The sequence below is a fragment of the Neomegalonema sp. genome, assembly GCF_028688855.1.
In the GTDB taxonomy this organism is placed as follows: Bacteria; Pseudomonadota; Alphaproteobacteria; order Rhodobacterales; family Rhodobacteraceae; genus Neomegalonema.
On sequence record NZ_JAQTXI010000004.1, the window covers coordinates 188,134 to 205,693 of the forward strand.

Below are 17,560 nucleotides of genomic sequence, written 5' to 3' on the forward strand. Positions count from 1 at the left end.
TGGAAGATGATTCCATTATTGAATATATTTTCATTTTAACAGGACCCCGGAGCCGCCCGGAGCCGGAGCCCGAGTCGGGCCTCCAGCGGGGGGCTGCGCGTCGGGGGTTCACATCGGAGCGACGAATCCATAATCATGAAGTTATCGTTCTCGGTGAACTTTGCATTATCAATGTCGAATTCGGTGTGGCAGCTTATGGAAAGAGGGAGGACAGCATGAACCCCATCAACCTCGATCCTGCGGAGCGCGACTCCGCGAGCGCCCCGAAGACGCCGAAGGAGCCCGTCGCTCCCTTGCGCGTCGACGGCGAGACGCGGATCTTCCCGATCATCGGCCATCCCATCGGCCAGGTGAAGTCGCCCGCCGCGCTGAGCGCCCTCATGGCGGAGCGCGGCTTCAACGGTCTGGTGATCCCGGCGCATGTCCTGCCGGAAGACCTGCCGGGCTGGCTGGCTCAGGCGCGCGCCCTGCGCAATTGCGACGGAATCGTCGTGACCGTGCCGCACAAGGCGGCCTGTCTCGGAAGCTGCGCCAGGGCCACGGCGCGAGCCCTGGCCTCCGGCGCGGTGAACATCATGATCCGCGACGGCGAGGACTGGATCGGCGACGCCACCGACGGACATGGCTATCTCGACGGAATCGCCGCCGAGGGCTTCGACGTGGCGGGGAAGTCCGCCCTGCTGGTCGGGACGGGCGGCGCGGGCTCGGCCATCGCCTACGAGATCCTGGCGCGCGGCGCCTCCGAGCTGGCGCTGCACGACATCGACCTCGCCCGGCGCGACGCCCTGATCGCGCGGCTGAACGCCGCCTTCCCCGGACGCGCCCGCATCGGCGGAGTCGATCCGCGCGGCTTCGCGCTGGTCGCCAACGCAACCCCGCTCGGCATGCGCGAGGGAGATCCCCTGCCGGTGCGGGTCGAGCTGCTGACGCCCGACCAGTTCGTGGCCGACGTGGTGACCCGACCCGCCGTTCCGCCGCTGATCGCGGCGGCCCGCGCCCTCGGATGCAGGACCATGCCCGGCTCGGGCATGTTCGACGCGCAGGCCGCGCTTCTGGCCGAACTGCTCATGGGCGTCCGCAAGGTCGACGCCTGAACTGGAACCGGTCCGAAGCCGCGTCAAGACGGCGGGATTCTTCAACCATCGACACATGATCCGGGAGGAAGACACATGCACAGGAACTTCATCGGCGCGACCGCCATGGCGCTGGCTCTGGCGACGACGCCCCTCGCGGCGGCGGAGCTGAAGGTGGGCTCCATCGTCGAGCTTTCGGGCCCCGGCGCCGCCGCAGGCGTGAACTTCCGCGACGGCGTGAAGATGGGCTTCGAGGAGATCAACGCCGCAGGCGGCGTTCTGGGCGATCCGGTCCGGATCACCGAATACGACAGCCAGACCGATCCGCAGGTCAGCCGCGCCATGGTGCAGAAGGCCATCGACGACGGCGTCCATGTGATCGCCGGGACGGTCTTCTCCTCCTCGACGGTGGTGAACATGATCGTCGCCCGCCGGGCGGGGATTCCTCAGTTCACCGGCTCCGAAGCCCCGAGCATCACCGGCATGGGCAATCCCTACATCTTCCGCAGCGCCTTCGGCTCGCAGAAGGGGATTCCCAAGATGGCCAGATACATGGCCGAGGAGATGGGCGTGAAGAAGGTGGCGGTCGTCTGGGCCAACACCGAATTCGGCAAGGGCGGCTACAGCGCCTTCAAGGCCGAGGCCGCCAATCACGGCCTGGAGATCGTCGCCGACATCCCCACCGAACAGGCCCAGAGCGATTTCTCCGCCGACGTGCTCAAGGCCAAGACCAGCGCCGCCGACGCCCTCTTCGTCTATCTGACCGAGGAGGAGAGCGCCCGCTTCCTGCGCGAAGCCCGCAAACAGAACATCGGCAAGCCCATGGTCGGCGAAACCACGCTGATCGGCCACAAGGTCATCGAACTGGCCGGTGAAGCCGCCGAAGGCGCCATGGGCCATGTCGGCCTGACTCCCGACGCCGACATCCCCGCCATGACCGACATGGTCGAGCGCTTCAAGAAGCGCTTCGACTACACGCCGGACCACAACGCCATCAAGGGCTTCACCACGGCCCACGTGATCCGCTGCGTCGCCGAGCTGGTGGGCTCGCCCGACAGCCAGGCCATCGCCGACAAGATGCACGGCCTGACGCTGACGGTCGAGGAATGCCCCGGCGTGCTCATGGACGTGAGCTGGGACGACACGGGCGAGATGTCCCGCGAGAGCTTCTTCGTCGAGGTCAAGGACGGCAAGCAGGTCGTGCGGGCGATCCTTCCGCCGAACTGACGGCGCTCCCCCCCCGGAAACCCCGGAAGCCCCGGAAGCTCCGGTCCGACGCGCCCGAGCGGCCCGTCGGACCGACCGCGGGTCGGCCGACGGAAGGACTCCGTCCGGCCGAGGCCGCCCGCCCTCCTGTCCGCAACCTCCGTGAGAAGGTCCCCCATGGCGGAGCTCATCCAGATTCTCGTGTCCGGCCTGGCCGCCGGATCCATCTACGCGCTTGCGGCGGTCGGCTTCACGCTGCTGTGGCAGGCGTCGCAGACCATCAACTTCGCGCAGGGCGAATTCGTCATGCTGCCCGCCTTCTTCGTGCTGGTGGGGATGAATTTCCTCGGCCTGGCGCTCTGGCCGGCGGTGTTCTTCGCGCTGATCCTGTCGCTGCTGATCCTCGGGCTGGCCTTCAAGAAGCTGATCGTCGAGCCCATGCTTCCGCATGGGACCTTGCCGCTGGTCATCGCGACCATCGCGCTCGGCCTGCTGATGAAGGAGAGCGTCAAGGAATTCTACGGCGCGACGGCCCAGCCCTTTCCGGCGGTGTTCCCGCAGAAGGTCTACAACGTCCTCGGCGCGAGCGTCTCGGTGCAGGACATCGGCAATCTCCTGGTCTCCATGCTGGCGATCCTCGGGCTCCAGCTCTTCCTGAGCCGCACCCGCACCGGACGCTGCATGCAGGCTTCGGCCCAGAATCCGCAGGTGGCCGAGATCCTCGGCGTGGATGTGAAGAAGATGGTGCTCTACACCTTCCTCATCAACGCGGCTCTGGCGACCATCGCTTCGGTGCTGATCTCGCCGGTCTATCTGGCGAAGTTCTCCAATGGCGAGACCCTGGGCCTGGTGGCCTTCATCGCGGCCATCGTGGGCGGCTTCAACCAGATCCGCGGCGCTCTGGTGGGCGGCCTGCTCATCGGGGTGATCGACAATCTCTCGGCGGTCTACATCTCGGCGCAATACCGCTCGGCGGTGCCGATGCTGCTGCTGATCGCCATCATCCTTTTCCGCCCGCAAGGCCTGCTGGGCACGCCGGAAGGACGCTCCGTATGAACCGCACGCAGATCGTCCTGGTCCTGCTGGGAATCGCGGCCCTGGTCGCCGCGCCCCTCGGACAGGGCAACTACATCGTCTACACCCTGACCTCCTGGCTGCTCTTCTCCATCGCGGCCATGGGCCTCAACCTGACGCTCGGCTACGCCGGACAGATCAGCCTCGCCCAGGCGGGATTCATGGGGATCGGCGCCTACGTCACCGCGCTGATGACCCTCGCGGGGGTTCCCTGGATCCTGGCGGCGCTGTCCTCCATCGGCTCGGCCTTCGTGGTGGGGCTGCTGCTCGGATATCCGGCCCTGAGGGTGCAGCATCACTTCCTCGCCTTCGTGACGCTGGCCTTCAACACGCTGCTGTTCCTCGTGCTGCGCAACGAGGAGGAGATCACCGGCGGCTCCTTCGGCCTGATGGGCATGGAGCGCCCGACGGTCTTCGGGATCTCGACGGACGGCAACCTGAATTTCTACTACTTCGCGCTGGTCTGCTTCCTCGTGGCGGCGGGGATCATGTGGTGGATCCTGCGCTCGCCCTGGGGACGCGCCTTCAAGGCCCTGCGCGAGAACCCCATCCGCGCCGAAAGCCTCGGGCTGAAGGTGCGCCGTCAGACGCTGCTCGCCTTCGCCATCGGCTCGGCCTTCGCGGGGCTGGCGGGCGCCTTGCAGAGTCCGCTGGTGCAGTTCATCGAGCCGCACAGCTTCGCGCTCAACCATTCGCTGAAGATCCTGCTGATGGTGGTCGTGGGAGGCGCGGGCTTCTTCTTCGGGCCGATGCTCGGCGCGGCGGTGGTGATCCTGCTGCCGGAGGTCCTGCGCTTCACCGAGGGCTATTATCTCATCATCTACGCGCTGCTCGTGATCATCCTGATGGTCTATTCGCCCAACGGACTGATCGGACTCGGGCAGAAGCTCTGGAGCAAGCTGCGGCCCAGACACGAGGCGCGCCGCGACATGGACAAGGGGTTCCAGCTATGAGCGCTCCCATCCTCTCCGTGCGCAACATCTCGAAGCGCTTCGGCGGCATCCGCGCGGTGAACGACGTCAGCTTCGACGTCCGCAAGGGCGAGATCCTCGGGCTGATCGGGCCGAACGGCTCGGGCAAGTCCACGCTGTTCAACTGCATCCTCGGGCAGCTCAAGCCGACCGAGGGCCATTGCGAGATCAACGGGAAGTCCACCGACGGCGTGCGTCCGGCCGAGCTTTCCCTGATGGGCGTGGGCCGCACCTTCCAGCAGCTTTCGGTCTTCCCGAAGATGACGGTGCTCGACAACGTCATCCTCTCCGGCCAGGAGCACGAGGGCTCGATGTTCTCGCGGCTGATGGGCGCAGGCGACGCGGGCCTGACGCGGAAGGCCGAGCAGCTCATCGAGTTCTTCCGCCTCACGCCCTATCGCGACACCGAAGCGGGATCGCTCTCCTACGGCCAGCAGAAGCTTGTCGACGCGGCCATGGCCTTCATGGCGGGCCCTGGCATCGTGCTGCTCGACGAACCGGCGGGCGGCGTGAACCTGACGATGCTCGCGCATCTCAAGGAGCGGCTCCAGACCTACAACCGCGAGCATGGCGTCACCTTCGTGGTGATCGAGCACAACATGGAGTTCGTCATGTCGCTGTGCACGCGCATCATCGTGCTGGCGCAAGGCGAGATCATCGCCGAGGGGAGCCCGGAGGAGATCCGGGCGAACCAGATGGTCATCGACGCCTATCTGGGAGGCTGAGACATGCTTGAAGTCAGGAAACTCACCGGAGGCTACGGCCGCATCACCATCCTCAACGGGACGAGCTTCTCCATCCCCAGGGCCTCGATCACCACGGTGATCGGCCCCAACGGCGCGGGGAAGTCCACGGTGTTCAAGGCGATCTTCGGCCTGCTGAACATCCATTCGGGCCAGATCCTGCTCGAAGGCGAGGAGACCACCCGCAAGCGCCCCGCCGAGATGATCGCCCGCGGCGTGACCTATGTGCCGCAAGGGCGCAACGTCGTGCCTCAGCTTTCCGTGCTGCATAATCTGGAGCTGGGCGGCATCACCGCGAAGGATCAGACCAGGGTCAGACGCCGCATGGAGGAGGTCATGGACCAGTTCCCCATGCTGCGTCAGCGCAAGGACCAGAAGGCCATCGAGCTGTCCGGCGGCCAGCAGAAACAGCTGGAGATCGCGCGGGCGCTGCTGCTCGATCCGAAGCTGATCCTCATCGACGAGCCTTCCATCGGGCTCTCGCCGAACCTCGTGCAGGAGGTGTTCCAGACCCTCATGCGTCTGCGCGATCAGGGCGTGACCATCCTCATGGTCGAGCAGAACGCCAAGGCGGCTCTCGCCATGTCCGACTTCGGGCTGGTGCTGGAGCTCGGCCAGACGCGCATGTTCGACAAGGCCGACAAGCTGCTGGCCGATCCGCGCGTGGGTCAGCTCTTCCTCGGCGGACATATCGAGGACGCCGCCTGAGGCCTTCAGGTCTTCTCCCCGAACTGAAAGCCCGGCGGATCGCTCCGTCGGGCTCTTTTCATGCGGGAAGAGGCGCGGCTTCGGGCTTCAGGTTTCGGGCGCGGCCTCGCCGAAATCGCCGAAGGCGGTCCAGCCGCCGTCCACCGGCAATATGGCGCCCGTCACGCCGGAGGCCGCCTCCGAGAGCAGGAACCCGACCGCCGCCGCCACCTCCTCCGCCGCGATGAGCCGTCCGATGGGAGTCCGGCGGCGCAGGCTCGGCAGATCCACGCGCCCGGCCTCGGCGAGCTTGCGGACAAGGGCCGTCTCCACGAAGGCCGGAGCCACGGCGTTGACCCTCACGCCGCCCCGCGCCCATTCGCAGGCCATGGAGCGCGTCAGGGCGACCACCCCCGCCTTGGCCGCGCCATAGGCGTTGCGTCTGGGCAGGCCGGTCAGCCCCGCGATCGAGGAGAGGTTGACGATGGATCCGCCGCCCCGCGCCAGCATCCCGCGCGCGACCTCGCGGCTCATCAGGAAGGCGCCGGAGAGATTGGCGTCCAGCACCCGGCGGAAGGCCTCGAAGCTCTGCTCCAGCGTGGGCAGATGGCTGTCGCCGACGCCCGCGTTGTTCACCAGAGCCGCGAAGGGCGCCGAGGCGGCGGCCTCCATGGCCTGAGCCTCCTGCGTCACGTCGCAGGCGAGGCCGCGATGGGCGTCGCCCAGCTCCGCCGCGCGGGCGCGCGCCTTTTCGCCGTCGAGATCGGCGATGGTCACGCGCCAGCCCTGCGCCGCCAGAAGCCGCGCGATGGCGAGGCCGATTCCATCGGCCCCGCCCGTCACGAGGGCGTCACGCATAGCCGGGCCTCGGCACCAGGCCCATCAGGGTTTGCGACAGTCCGCCGTCGACCACCACGTCCTGACCCGTCACATAGGCGGCGCGATCCGAAGCGAGGAAGAGCGCCACGTCGGCCATGTCCTGCGGAGAAGCGATGCGGCGCAGAGGAACCATGGCTTCGCGGCGAGCCTTGATCTCGGGATCGGCGTAGAAGGCCGCCGACATGGGCGTCAGCACGAGGCCGGGGCTCACGCAATTGGAGCGCACTCCGCGCGGACCCCATTCATGAGCCAGCTGCCGCGAGAGCATCAGCGTCGCCGCCTTGGAGGCCGAATAGGCGCCGCTCGCGGGCTGAGGCTGGCTTCCGGCGATGCTCGCCACATGGACCAGCGCGCCGCGTCCGCGCGCCAGCATGCCCTTGCCGAAGGCCTGGGCGGCGGTCAGATAGCCCGTGAGGTTCACCGCCAGCATGGCCGACCAATCCGCCTCCGACACCGACTCCAGAGCGCCGGGCCGCAGGATCGCGGCGCTGTTGACGAGAACATCCGCGCCGCCTTCGGCCTCGACGCGGCGGGCGGCCTCGGCGACCTGCTCCAGGGCGGCCAGATCGCAGCTCAGCGCGAAGGCGCCTCCGCCCAGCTCCTCCGCCAGAGGCGCCGAGCGCGTCAGATCGCGGTCGAGCAGCGCGACCCGCGCGCCCTGCTCCGCGAAGGCCCGCGCCAGGGCCTGGCCGATGCCGCCGCCCGCTCCGGTGATCACGACGGTCTTTGCGTTCAATCCAAGCCAGCTCACGCCGCTGTCTCCTCTCCGAGGGCGATTCCCGCCAGATGACGGCCGGTGATCCAGCCGAAGGTCATCGCCGGGCCGAGCGTGATGCCCGCTCCCGGGTAATTGCCGCCCATGATCGAGGCGCGGTCGTTGCCCACCGCGAAGAGCCCCGGAATCACGTCGCCCTGACGATCCAGAACCTCGCCCGGCGCGGTGGTCTTGAGTCCGTCGAAGGTGCCGAGGTCGCCCATCTCCATCTTCACCGCGTAGAAGGGCCCCTGCCCGACCGGCGCCACGCAGGGATTGGGCTTGTGTCCGGGATCGGCGAGATAGCGGTTGAAGGAGGTCTCGCCGCGATGGAACTGCTCGTCGCGGCCTTCGCGGGCGCCGCGGTTGTAGGCCTCCACGGTCGCCTTGAGCCCGGCGGCGTCGATTCCGCAGGCGCGGGCGAGATCCTCCAGCGTCGCGCCGGTCTTCAGATAGCCCGTGCGGGTCCAGAGCGCCAAAGGCATGGGCGCGGGCTTGGCGTGGCCGAGGCCATATTTGCGGATGGTCCGGCGGTCGCAGATCAGCCAGGCGGAGGCCTCGCCGGAAGCGGCCATGGCCTCGCCCACGTCATGATAGCTCTCGCTCTCGTTGACGAAGCGACGGCCGTTCGACAGCACCGCGATCATCCCCGGCTTGTAGCGGTCGAGGAGATGCGGAAAGACCCCGCGTCCCGGCACGCGGCTGACGGGCATCCAGGCGGCGGGCTGAGGGAACTCCGCGTCGAAGGCGCCGCCGACCTCCTCGCCGAGCCGGATTCCGTCGCCCGTATTGCCCGAGGGCACGGGCGAGACATGCGCGCCCCCCGCCTTGAGATGGGCGTAGACCTGCGCCCGCCGCGCGAGATCCTGGGCGTAGCCGCCGCAGGCCAGCACCACGCCCTTGCGCGCGAGGATCCGGCGCGGCGTCGCCCCGCCGACTTCGGCGCCGGTCACGCGGCCTTCCTCCCGGATCAGGCGCAGGGCGGGGGTTTCGGTCAGGATGGGAATCCCGAGATCGAAGCAGCTTTTCGCCAGACGCGCCGCAAGGGCGTTGCCGCTGGTCACCTGCACGCCGCGTCCGTGGCGGGCGGCCTCCAGGGCGTGGGAGGCCAGGCGCCTGAGCACATAGGCGAAGGAGGTCGCCGATTTCGTCGCGTTGAAGAAATGCTTGATGTCGGCGTTGGAGGAATTGAACATCATCCCCATGAAGGTGATGGTGCTCAGCGGTGGGCGCAGGCGCTTGAGATTGGCCCCGAGGACGCTGCTGTCGAAGGGCGCCGCCAGCACCGAGCGCCCCACGTCCACGCCGCCCGGCTTCGTCGGGTGATAATCGGGATAGAGCGTCGGGACGAATTTCACCGAGGTTTCGCGCTCGAACCAGTCGAGCATGCGCGGCCCGGCCTCAAGGAAGGCCTCGACCGCCTCGGGCGCGTAGAAATTCCCCGTCTCGGCCTGAAGATAGGTCCGCGCGGCCTCGCGCGTGTCGGCGGGGTTGCCGGCCTCGCCGTGGCGATTGCCCGGAATCCAGAGCACGCCGCCGGAAAAGGCCGTCGTGCCGCCGAAGACCGGCTCCTTCTCGATCACGAGGACCGAAAGCCCGTGTTTCTTCGCCGTGATCGCGGTCGCCAGGCCTCCGGCGCCGGAGCCGATCACCAGAACGTCGCAGTCGTCCGCCGCGCCCATTCGATCCTCCCTGAGCATTTTCCCTGAGCCTTGCTAAAGGGAGGGCTCCGGCGAACCAATGGACGCAGCCGCGCAAATCTTGCACTATTTCCGCAGGAGAATCCGGGAGGGCGCGGATGGGAGAGCCGACGTCGTCGGGCGGGGTTCCGCATTATTATCTCTATGGAGATCAGGGCGCGGACGTCGAGCTGGACTTCCTGCACGTCGAGCCGATCCGCGACCGCAGCGGACCGAACGACTGGAGGATCCGTCCGCACGCCCATCCCGATCATGCGCAGATCCTGCTCGTGCGCGAGGGCGGCGGCGCCCTCGGCGCGGAGGACCGGCGCCTCGTCATTCCGGCGCCCAGCGTGCTGGCGATTCCGGCCGGCGTGGTCCATCAGATCGACTTCGATCCCGGAACCGACGGCTATGTGGCCACGGCGGCCCTCGGCTTCCTGAGGGCGGCCTCCGCCGAGGATCCGAGGCTGAAGGCGGCGGCGGAGCGTCCGGCGGTCTATCCTCTGGAGGGGATGGGGCTCGACATCCCCGCCGTGATCGACAGCTTCGACTGGCTGCATCATGAATTCATCTGGTCGGCCCCCGGACGCCGCGCGGCGATCATGGCGCAGTTCATGCGGATTCTGGTCATCCTGCTGCGGCTCTCGATCGCCCGGGATCATCCGCCGGAGGCTCCGCCGGATCGCGATCACGACCTCGTCCTGCGCTATCGCGCCCTGCTGGAGCGCCATTTCCGTCAGGAGCGCGCCCTCGCCTTCTACGCCGGAGCCCTGGCCGTGACGCCCGCCCGGCTCAACGGCGCCTGCAAGGCCCGCGCGGGAAAGACCGCCTCGGATCTGCTCCATGAGCGCCTCATCGTCGAGGCGAAGCGCTATCTCGTCTATACGGAGAGCAGCGTGGCCCAGGTGGCCCATCTGACGGGATTCGAGGATCCCGCCTATTTCAACCGCTTCTTCGCCCGACGGGTGGGAGTCGCGCCCGGCGCCTTCCGCAAGCGGGCGCTCCAGCGCGAGGCCTGAGCCGCCACGGCGAGCGCGAGGCGCGGGCCTCGACGGGAATCGTCCAATCTTTCCGACGGCCGGTCCATTTCCCCGCCTCCCCCGATCCGCCAGTTTCGCGGACAGGGAGGACGACGATGATCCATGAATGGAGAAGCTACCGCCTCAAGCCCGGCGCGGCGGGGGAATATCTGGCCCTGCTGGCCGACGAGGGCCTGCCGCTCGTCACGCGCCATCTGCCGCTGACGGGCTACTGGCTGGCCGAGACCGGGGCTCTGAACGTGATCCACCACCTCTGGTCCTACGCCGACTGGGCCGAGCGGGAATCCTGCCGCGCCGGACTGGCGCAGGAGGAAGGCTGGACGCGGGGATTCATCCCCAGGGCCTTCGCTCTGGTGGAGGAGCAGCGGAACCGCTTCCTGACTCTGGAGCGGTCTTCGCCCGCTCTCGACGCGGCCCTGAGCGCCCGCAAGCAGGCCCATCCGGCCCGCAGGCCCGGCGCGCCGCTCTTCGCGACGCGCTGCGCGGGCCTGATCCATGGCGCCGCGCCGCAAGAGGCCGTCGCCCTCTGGCGCCCGCTTTCGGGAGATCCGCAAGGGCCTCTCGCCCTTCTTCCGCGCGGCGCCGATCCGACCCCGCACACGCCGATCCCCGAGGGCGCGCGCCATGAAGTCCTGCGCCCCCTCGCCTTCTCGCCGCTCTGAACATCAGGAAAGACCGTCATGCGTCATCAGGTCTGCATCATCGGCGGCGGCCCCTCCGGGCTGCTGCTCGCGCTGCTTCTGCGTCGGGCGGGGGTGGACGCCGTCGTGCTCGAACTGCGCACCCGCGATCACGTGCTCTCCCGCATCCGGGCGGGCGTGCTGGAGCAGGGACTCTGCGACATCCTGCGCAAGGCCGGAATCGGCGCGCGGCTCGACTCCGAAGGGCTGGTCCATGACGGAACGCTCATCGTCTCGCATGGACGGCGCGTCCATGTGGATTTCCGCGCCCTCGCCGGCGCGACCGTCACGATCTACGGCCAGACCGAAGTCACGCGCGACCTCTACGCCGAACTCGACCGCCTCGGGGCTCCGGTGATCCACGAGGCCCAGGGCGTGAAGATCCACGGCGTCGACGGCGACGCGCCCCATGTGACCTTCACCCTGAACGGCGCGGAGCAGCGCGTGGATTGCGATTACGTCGCGGGCTGCGACGGCTTCCACGGCGTCAGCCGCCGCACCATCCCCGAGCGCCTGCGCCAGCAGTTCGAACATGTCTATCCCTTCGGCTGGCTGGGGATCCTCTCGCGCACCGCGCCCCTTCAGGAGGAGCTCGTCTATGCGGGCCATGAACGCGGCTTCGCGCTCTGCTCGATGCGCAACGCCCGCCTGAGCCGCCATTATCTCCAGGTCCCGCTCACCGACAGCCCGGAGGAATGGAGCGACGAAGCCTTCTGGGCCGAGCTGCGCCGCCGTCTGCCGCCCGACCTCGCGGAGGTTCTGGAGACGGGGCCCTCCATCGAGAAATCCATCGCGCCGCTGCGGAGCTTCATCTCCGAGCCCATGAGCTGGGGCAGGCTCTTCCTCGCGGGCGACGCCTCGCACATCGTGCCGCCCACCGGCGCCAAGGGGCTGAACCTCGCGGCCTCCGACGTCTGGTATCTGTCTCAGGCGCTGATCGCCCGCCATGCGGGCGAGGAGGAGCCGCTGAAGGCGTATTCGGCCAGGGCTCTGGCGCGGGTGTGGAAGGCCTCGCGCTTTTCCTGGTCCATGACGCGCCTGCTCCACAGCTTCCCCGCCGAGGGCCCCTTCCTCGCCCGGATGCAGGGCGCCGAACTGGAGTATCTCGCCGGATCGCGCGCCGCGCAGACCGCCCTCGCCGAGAATTACGTGGGCCTGCCCTACTGACGCAGCTCGGCGAGGGCGGCGGCCACCCCCTCCTCCATGGAGGTGGACGGCTGAGCGCCCAGCCAGGCCGGAACCGGATCGGAGGCCAGATCGGCGGGTATCCGCAGCGGCGGGCCTTCGACGCGGGCGCCGTCCCAGCCGCTCCGGCGGGCCAGCTCCGCCGTGAATTCGGTCATCTCGCGCGTGTCTCCCGCCATGACGAGGAGATGCGCGCCCTCCATCGGCGAGAGGACCGCGGCCGCGAGCATCCGCGCCACGTCGTCCACATAGACGAAGCCCACCCGCCCGGAAAACCGGATCGTCGAAGGCTCGCGCCTCACGGCCGCCGCCAGGGCGAGGGAAGGCCCCGCCGCGACCCCGCTGCTGATCCCCGGACCATAGACGATGTAAGGCCGCAGCCCGAGGCTCGGCACGCCGTGATCCGCCGCATGGACGCGCGCCAGACCCTCCGCCGCAAGCTTGGTCACGCCATAGACGGTCATCGGGCGCGGCGTCCGTGCGTCCTCCGGCCCGAAGACTCCGGCGGTCGAGAGCCAGGCCACCCGGGCGCCGGTCCTGCGCGCCGCCTCCAGCACGTTGAGAGTCCCCAGCAGGTTCAGACGCACCGCGCGTTCGGGATCTCTGGCGCAGTCGAGCGTCATGATCCCCGCCAGATGCACGATCCCCGAACAGCCTTCAGCCGCTCTCAGCAGGCCTTCCGCATCGGTCACGTCGCCCGCGACCGCCTCGGCTCCCGCAGGAAGCGCCGTCCGGGCCAGGGCCGAAGGCAGATCGAGAATCCGCAGCCCCACGCCGCGACGCGCCAGAAGCCGCGCGACCCGCAGGCCGATGAAGCCCGTTCCGCCGACCAGAAGAATCCTGTCCATGACCTTTCGCGCCCTCCCTTGGGGAATTTATATTGAATGAAATTCCATATTGAAATGATCTTCCATTTTTTGCGCGAGCATGTCAATTTCCCCGCCATGTCCTGAGGGGAGGAATCGGAATGGCGGCTGCGGATTTCGGCGCGGGTTTCGACGAGGAGGTCGATCTTCTGGTGATCGGCGCGGGCGCGGGCGGCATGACCGCCGCCCTGAGCGGCGCCATCGCGGGGCTGAAGGTCCTGCTCTGCGAGAAGACCGACCTGGTGGGCGGAACGACCGCCACCTCGGGCGGCACCACCTGGGCGCCGGGAACGGAGCTCAGCCGCAGGGCGGGCGTCCCCGACAGCGCCGAGGATGCGGCGGAGTTCCTGCGGCATGTGGTGGGGAATCGCGGCGGCGAGGATCTGCGCGCCGCCTTCCTCGCTTCGAGCGCCGAAGCCATCGCGGATCTGGAGCGCAATTCCGAAGTGCGCTTCGTGGCGGCGACGGCCCATCCGGATTATCTCGACGGTCCCGGCTCGGCCCATGGCGGGCGGGCTCTGGCGCCGGTGGAGTTCGACGGGCGGCTGCTCGGCGAGGATTTCAGGCGCGTCCGGCCGCCGCGCGACGTCTTCATGGGGCTCGGGGGGATGATGGTCGGGCGGGCCGAGCTGGGCGCCCTGCTGAATCCTCTGGCCAGCCTCGCCAATCTCAAGACCACGCTGCGGATGGTCCTGCGCCATTTCCGCGACCGGATCGGCCATGCGCGCGGGACGCGCATCCTCATGGGCAACGCTCTGGTGGGGCGGCTGTTCTACAGCCTGCGTCAGAAGAACGTCCCCATCTGGTTCGACAGCCCCCTCGCCGACTTCATCCGCGTGGAAGGCGAGGTGGTCGGCGCCGCGATCCGGACCCCTCAGGGCCTGCGGCGCGTGCGGGCGCGGCGCGGCGTGGTGCTGGCCACGGGCGGACTCGCCTGGAGCAAGGCCCTGCGCGACAAGCTCTTTCCGGCTCAGATCGCGCCCTTCTCCCAGGCCCCCGCGACGAACTCGGGCGACGGCGTGGCTCTGGCGACGGAGCGCCTCGGGGCGGCTCTGGACGACGGCGGCGACAGCGCGGGGCTCTGGATGCCCTGCTCGACGCTGAAGAAGCCGGACGGCTCCTTCTCCATCTGGCCGCATATCCTGCTCGACCGCGCCAAGCCGGGCCTGATCGCCGTCGGGCCGGACGGGCGGCGCTTCGTGAACGAATCCGACAGCTATCATGATTTCTGCACGGGCATGATCGGCGCCGGACTCAAGGAGGCCTGGCTGATCGTGGACGACGCCTTCGTCCGTCGTTACGGCCTGGGCCTCGTGCTGCCCGGCGGACGCGGGCTGAACCGGCTGCTGCGGGCGGGCTACCTCACGCGCGGCGCCACGCTGGAGGCTCTGGCGCAGGCGGTGGGCGTCGATCCCCGGGGCCTCGCGGAGAGCGTCGCGGCCAACAACCGCTTCGCCGCCGAAGGCCTGGACCGCGATTTCGGGCGCGGGACCTCCGCCATGAACCGCTTCAACGGAGATCCCGAAGTCAAGGGCAATCCCTGCCTCGGCCCCATCTCCGCGACGGGGCCCTTCTACGCGCTGAAGGTGGTCCCGGTGGATCTGGCGAGCAGCGGCGGCCTGCGCATCGACCCGAACGGCGCCGTTCTGGACGCCGCAGGCCAGGTCATCCCCGGACTCTACGCCTGCGGCAACGACGCCAGTTCGATCTTCCGGGGGACCTATCCCGGCCCCGGCACGACCATAGGTCCGGCGATGGTCTTCGGCTGGCGCATCGCGCGCCACGCCGCGACGGCCTAGCCCAGGGCGTCGAGTCCGAGGCGGCGCATCCGCTCCAGCCTCTCCGTCTCCTGCGCGGAGAGGCGGACGCCCTCGGCCAGAGTCCGCGCCCGCACCGTGAAGCGCCTCTGCGACGGCAGGCGCGCGCCCTGTCCGAGGATCGCCTCGAAGAGGATCTCCGCCCGCGCGAAGGGATCTCCGGGACGCCCCGCCGCGAAGCGCTCAGGGTCGAAGGCGAGGATCAGTTCGCCATGCTGGGGCGCAAGATTCGTCGCGCCCAGATGCTCCAGAGCCTCCGCGCTGGTGCGGTCGCCGATCATGCTCCCGGCCAGCAGCTCGATCATGGTCGCCAGAGCCGAGCCCTTGTGTCCGCCGAAGGGCAGCATGGCCCCTTCGAGCGCCTTCTCCGGATCGGTGGTGGGGGCGCCTCCGGAGTCCAGAGCCCAGCCCTCCGGCAGAGGCTCGCCCGCGCGGCGGCGGAGCTCGACCTCTCCGCGCGCCGCCGCCGAGGTCGCGAAATCGAAGACGTAGGGCGGCCCGCCCCGACGCGGCCAGCCGAAGGCCAGGGGATTCGTGCCCAGAAGCGGCCGGATTCCTCCGCTCGGCGCAACCACCGCGTAGCTCGGGCAGAGCGCCAGAGCCGCCAGCCCCATGTCGGTCAAGACCTCGACCTCGGGCCAGAGCGCCGAGAAATGCGTGCAGTCGTTGAGGACCAGCGCCGCGAGTCCCAGCTCACGGGCGCGGGCCGCCAGAACCGGCGCGCCCAGTTCGAAGGCCGGGCCGGAGAATCCGCCTTTCGCCTCCACGCGCAGGATCGCCGATCCGTCGTCGGCGAGGCTCGGCTCGGCGCGCGGATCGACCTTGCCCGCCTTGATCGTGCGCAGACAGCCTTCGATCCGGTAGAGGCCATGAGCGGCGCATCCGTCTCTTTCCCCCGCCACGATGGTCCGCGCGACGGCTCCCGCCGCCCGAGGGCTCGCGCCCGCCTTGTCGAGGATCTCCTCGACCAGCGCCTGAAGCGCCTCCAGAGTCATGACGGTCTGCGCGCTCACGGAAGGCCTGCCTTTCTCCTGACGCCGGGCCTGCGCCGGCGGACTGCGCGCATCCTGGCCCGGAAGCCGCCGCAAGTCGACCCGGCGCGGCGCCTGATCCTAGCCCGCCCGGCCGAATCGCTTGCGGTAATCGCCCGGCGCAAGGCCGGTCATCCGCGCGAAGACCCGGCGGAAGGCGCCCGCGTCCTCGTAACCCACCTCATGGGCGATCTGCGCGATGGGACGGGCCGTGGCCTCCAGACTCTCGCGCGCCTCCTCCACCCGCAGACGCTGGCGATATTCCGTCGGACGCAGGCCCGTGGCCTTGCGGAAGCGCCTCAGGAAGGTGCGCGTCTCCAGCCCCGCCCGCGCGGACATGGCCGCCACGTCGGCTTCGCGGGCCTCGGGGCGGCGCAGCCAGCGCTGGACGCCCAGAATCGCCGCGTCGCCATGGTCCAGACGCGGCGCGAAGGCGCTGTAAGGGGCCTGCTCGCGGCCCGGAGGATCCACCAGCAGAAAGCGCGCCGTCTCGCGCATGGCCGCCGAGCCGAGCAGCCGCTCCACCAGACGCAGCCCGAGGTCCGTCCAGGACATGAGCCCTCCGGCCGTGATCACGTCGCCGTCGTCGATGAGGAGGCGCTCGGCCTCCACCCGGATCTTCGGATAGCGCGCCGCGAAACGCTCGGCGTAGATCCAGTGCGTGGTCGCGCGCCGCCCGTCGAGAAGCCCCGTCTCGGCCAGCCCGAAGGCCCCCGCGCAGACCGAAGCCAGAGCCGAACCCGCCGCATGGCTGCGCGCCAGATGCTCCATCAGTCCGCCGAGGGTCTCGGCCGTGGGCGGCTCGCCGAGGCTCGGCGGCAGGATCACCACCGCAGGCGCCGGATTGCGCCGCGCTTCGGGCGCCGTGTCGAAGACGCGCCGCGCGCCGCAGGCCCCGGGTTCTTCGCCCTCCTCGGCGCGGGCGAGGTGGGTCACGCGCAGCAGAGGCCCCGCTTCGGGCGCGGTCTCGCGCCTTTCGCGGGCCAGAAGATCGGCCACGAGAAACAGATCCGTCAGACCCTGCACGGCTGCGGCCTGAGCCCCGGGATAGACCAGAATCGCGATCTCCGGAGGTCCGGTCGGGGAGCCATGGGGAGAAGCTTGCGTCATTTGTCGCTTTCGCCCCGCTTTTTGTCGCTTTCACCGGTTGCATCCTGGGCCCTCGCAGGCGAGCCTGCAATCTCGATGGACCGTAACAAGACTAAATATGGAGGACTCGCATGAGCGATCGCGCCCTCGTCGTCGTGGATATCCAGAACGATTATTTCCCCGGAGGCAGATTCACCCTCTCCGGGATCGAAGCCGCCGCCGCCAACGCGGCCCGCGTTCTGGAGGCCGCCCGCGCCGCCGGAGATCTGGTCGTGCATGTGCGTCATGAATTCCCCACCGCCGAAGCGCCCTTCTTCGCGCCGGGCTCCGCAGGCGCGGACATCCACGCCAGCGTCGCCGCGCGCCCCGGCGAGGCGGTGGTCGTCAAGCACCAGATCAACGCTTTCCGCGACACCGACCTGAAGGCCCGTCTCGACGCCGCGGGCGTGAAGAAGGTCGTGATCGTGGGCGCGATGAGCCACATGTGCATCGAGGGAACCGCCCGCGCCGCCGCCGATTTCGGCTACGAGACGACCGTCGTCCATGACGCCGTCGCCACGCGGGATCTAGAGTTCGGCGGACAGGTCGTCCCCGCCGCTCAGGCCCATGCGGCCTCCATGGCGGCCATCGGCTTCGCCTACGCCGCCACCCCCTCGACGCAGGAATGGCTTTCGCGTCGCGAGAAGGCCGAAGCCTGATCTTCGGTCTTGTGGGCGCGCGCGACGAGATCGCCCTCTCCTCCGCGCGCTCCTTTTTCGAGCCCCGACGCGAAGCTGGAAGACG

At 69.1% G+C, this 17,560-nt stretch carries 17 protein-coding genes; 11 read left to right on the forward strand and 6 right to left on the reverse strand.

What is annotated here, in order from left to right:
- Positions 1–215 precede the first annotated feature (215 nt).
- From PHN62_RS04680 to PHN62_RS04705, 6 genes are all read left to right on the forward strand, one after another.
- Positions 216–1,094, forward strand: coding sequence for a shikimate dehydrogenase (locus PHN62_RS04680; protein WP_300147014.1), 879 nt, complete (start codon positions 216–218; stop codon positions 1,092–1,094).
- Between the two features lie 75 nt (positions 1,095–1,169).
- Entirely contained in the window at positions 1,170–2,300 is a 1,131-nt protein-coding gene (locus PHN62_RS04685) for an ABC transporter substrate-binding protein (RefSeq protein WP_300147017.1), read from the forward strand.
- A 156-nt stretch (positions 2,301–2,456) separates the two neighbouring features.
- Entirely contained in the window at positions 2,457–3,335 is an 879-nt protein-coding gene (locus tag PHN62_RS04690; RefSeq protein ID WP_300147020.1) for a branched-chain amino acid ABC transporter permease, read from the forward strand.
- On the forward strand, positions 3,332–4,306 hold the full coding sequence (locus PHN62_RS04695) for a branched-chain amino acid ABC transporter permease (RefSeq protein ID WP_300147023.1): 975 nt from the start codon (positions 3,332–3,334) through the stop codon (positions 4,304–4,306). The genes PHN62_RS04690 and PHN62_RS04695 overlap by 4 nt, the downstream gene beginning before the upstream one ends.
- Positions 4,303–5,049: an ABC transporter ATP-binding protein gene (locus tag PHN62_RS04700; protein WP_300147025.1), complete on the forward strand. Its 747-nt coding sequence runs from the start codon at positions 4,303–4,305 to the stop codon at positions 5,047–5,049. The genes PHN62_RS04695 and PHN62_RS04700 overlap by 4 nt, the downstream gene beginning before the upstream one ends.
- Positions 5,050–5,052: 3 nt before the next feature.
- The gene (locus PHN62_RS04705; RefSeq protein ID WP_300147028.1) at positions 5,053–5,775 is read left to right on the forward strand and encodes an ABC transporter ATP-binding protein; all 723 of its coding nucleotides are present in this window, start codon (positions 5,053–5,055) and stop codon (positions 5,773–5,775) included.
- Positions 5,776–5,862: 87 nt separating this feature from the next.
- Here PHN62_RS04705 and PHN62_RS04710 read toward each other — a convergent pair whose 3' ends face one another.
- The 3 genes from PHN62_RS04710 to PHN62_RS04720 are packed head-to-tail and all read right to left on the reverse strand — an operon-like array spanning position 5,863 to position 9,069.
- Positions 5,863–6,612, reverse strand: a complete 750-nt coding sequence (locus PHN62_RS04710; RefSeq protein ID WP_300147030.1) for an SDR family oxidoreductase — start codon at positions 6,610–6,612, stop codon at positions 5,863–5,865.
- On the reverse strand, positions 6,605–7,384 hold the full coding sequence (locus tag PHN62_RS04715; RefSeq protein ID WP_300147033.1) for an SDR family NAD(P)-dependent oxidoreductase: 780 nt from the start codon (positions 7,382–7,384) through the stop codon (positions 6,605–6,607). The genes PHN62_RS04710 and PHN62_RS04715 overlap by 8 nt, the downstream gene beginning before the upstream one ends.
- Entirely contained in the window at positions 7,381–9,069 is a 1,689-nt protein-coding gene (locus PHN62_RS04720) for an FAD-dependent oxidoreductase (protein WP_300147036.1), read from the reverse strand. The genes PHN62_RS04715 and PHN62_RS04720 overlap by 4 nt, the downstream gene beginning before the upstream one ends.
- A 116-nt stretch (positions 9,070–9,185) precedes the next feature.
- Between PHN62_RS04720 and PHN62_RS04725 the strand changes: the two genes are divergently transcribed.
- The 3 genes from PHN62_RS04725 (at position 9,186) to pobA (ending at position 11,956) form a co-directional block, all read left to right on the forward strand.
- Positions 9,186–10,088 (forward strand): helix-turn-helix domain-containing protein, encoded by a 903-nt coding sequence (locus tag PHN62_RS04725; RefSeq protein WP_300147038.1) that lies wholly within the window; start codon positions 9,186–9,188, stop codon positions 10,086–10,088.
- A 116-nt stretch (positions 10,089–10,204) separates the two neighbouring features.
- Complete coding sequence (locus PHN62_RS04730; RefSeq protein ID WP_300147041.1) at positions 10,205–10,771, forward strand: NIPSNAP family protein; 567 nt, start codon at positions 10,205–10,207, stop codon at positions 10,769–10,771.
- Between the two features lie 18 nt (positions 10,772–10,789).
- Positions 10,790–11,956: a 4-hydroxybenzoate 3-monooxygenase gene (gene pobA, locus PHN62_RS04735; protein WP_300147044.1), complete on the forward strand. Its 1,167-nt coding sequence runs from the start codon at positions 10,790–10,792 to the stop codon at positions 11,954–11,956.
- On the opposite strand, the gene PHN62_RS04740 is transcribed toward pobA, so the two are convergent.
- A complete protein-coding gene (locus tag PHN62_RS04740) occupies positions 11,950–12,822 on the reverse strand; it encodes an NAD(P)-dependent oxidoreductase (RefSeq protein WP_300147048.1) in 873 nt (290 codons plus the stop codon). The genes pobA and PHN62_RS04740 overlap by 7 nt on opposite strands.
- A 119-nt stretch (positions 12,823–12,941) precedes the next feature.
- Between PHN62_RS04740 and PHN62_RS04745 the strand changes: the two genes are divergently transcribed.
- Positions 12,942–14,639, forward strand: a complete 1,698-nt coding sequence (locus PHN62_RS04745) for an FAD-dependent oxidoreductase (RefSeq protein ID WP_300147051.1) — start codon at positions 12,942–12,944, stop codon at positions 14,637–14,639.
- Here PHN62_RS04745 and PHN62_RS04750 read toward each other — a convergent pair.
- Positions 14,636–15,670, reverse strand: coding sequence for an Ldh family oxidoreductase (locus PHN62_RS04750; protein WP_300147054.1), 1,035 nt, complete (start codon positions 15,668–15,670; stop codon positions 14,636–14,638). The two genes, PHN62_RS04745 and PHN62_RS04750, sit on opposite strands and share 4 nt — an antisense overlap.
- Positions 15,671–15,769: 99 nt before the next feature.
- Positions 15,770–16,798 (reverse strand): GlxA family transcriptional regulator, encoded by a 1,029-nt coding sequence (locus tag PHN62_RS04755; RefSeq protein ID WP_300147058.1) that lies wholly within the window; start codon positions 16,796–16,798, stop codon positions 15,770–15,772.
- Positions 16,799–16,908: 110 nt separating this feature from the next.
- On the opposite strand from PHN62_RS04755, the gene PHN62_RS04760 reads away from it, so the two are divergent.
- Positions 16,909–17,475, forward strand: a complete 567-nt coding sequence (locus PHN62_RS04760) for a cysteine hydrolase family protein (protein ID WP_300147060.1) — start codon at positions 16,909–16,911, stop codon at positions 17,473–17,475.
- The last annotated feature ends 85 nt before the right edge of the window (positions 17,476–17,560 follow it).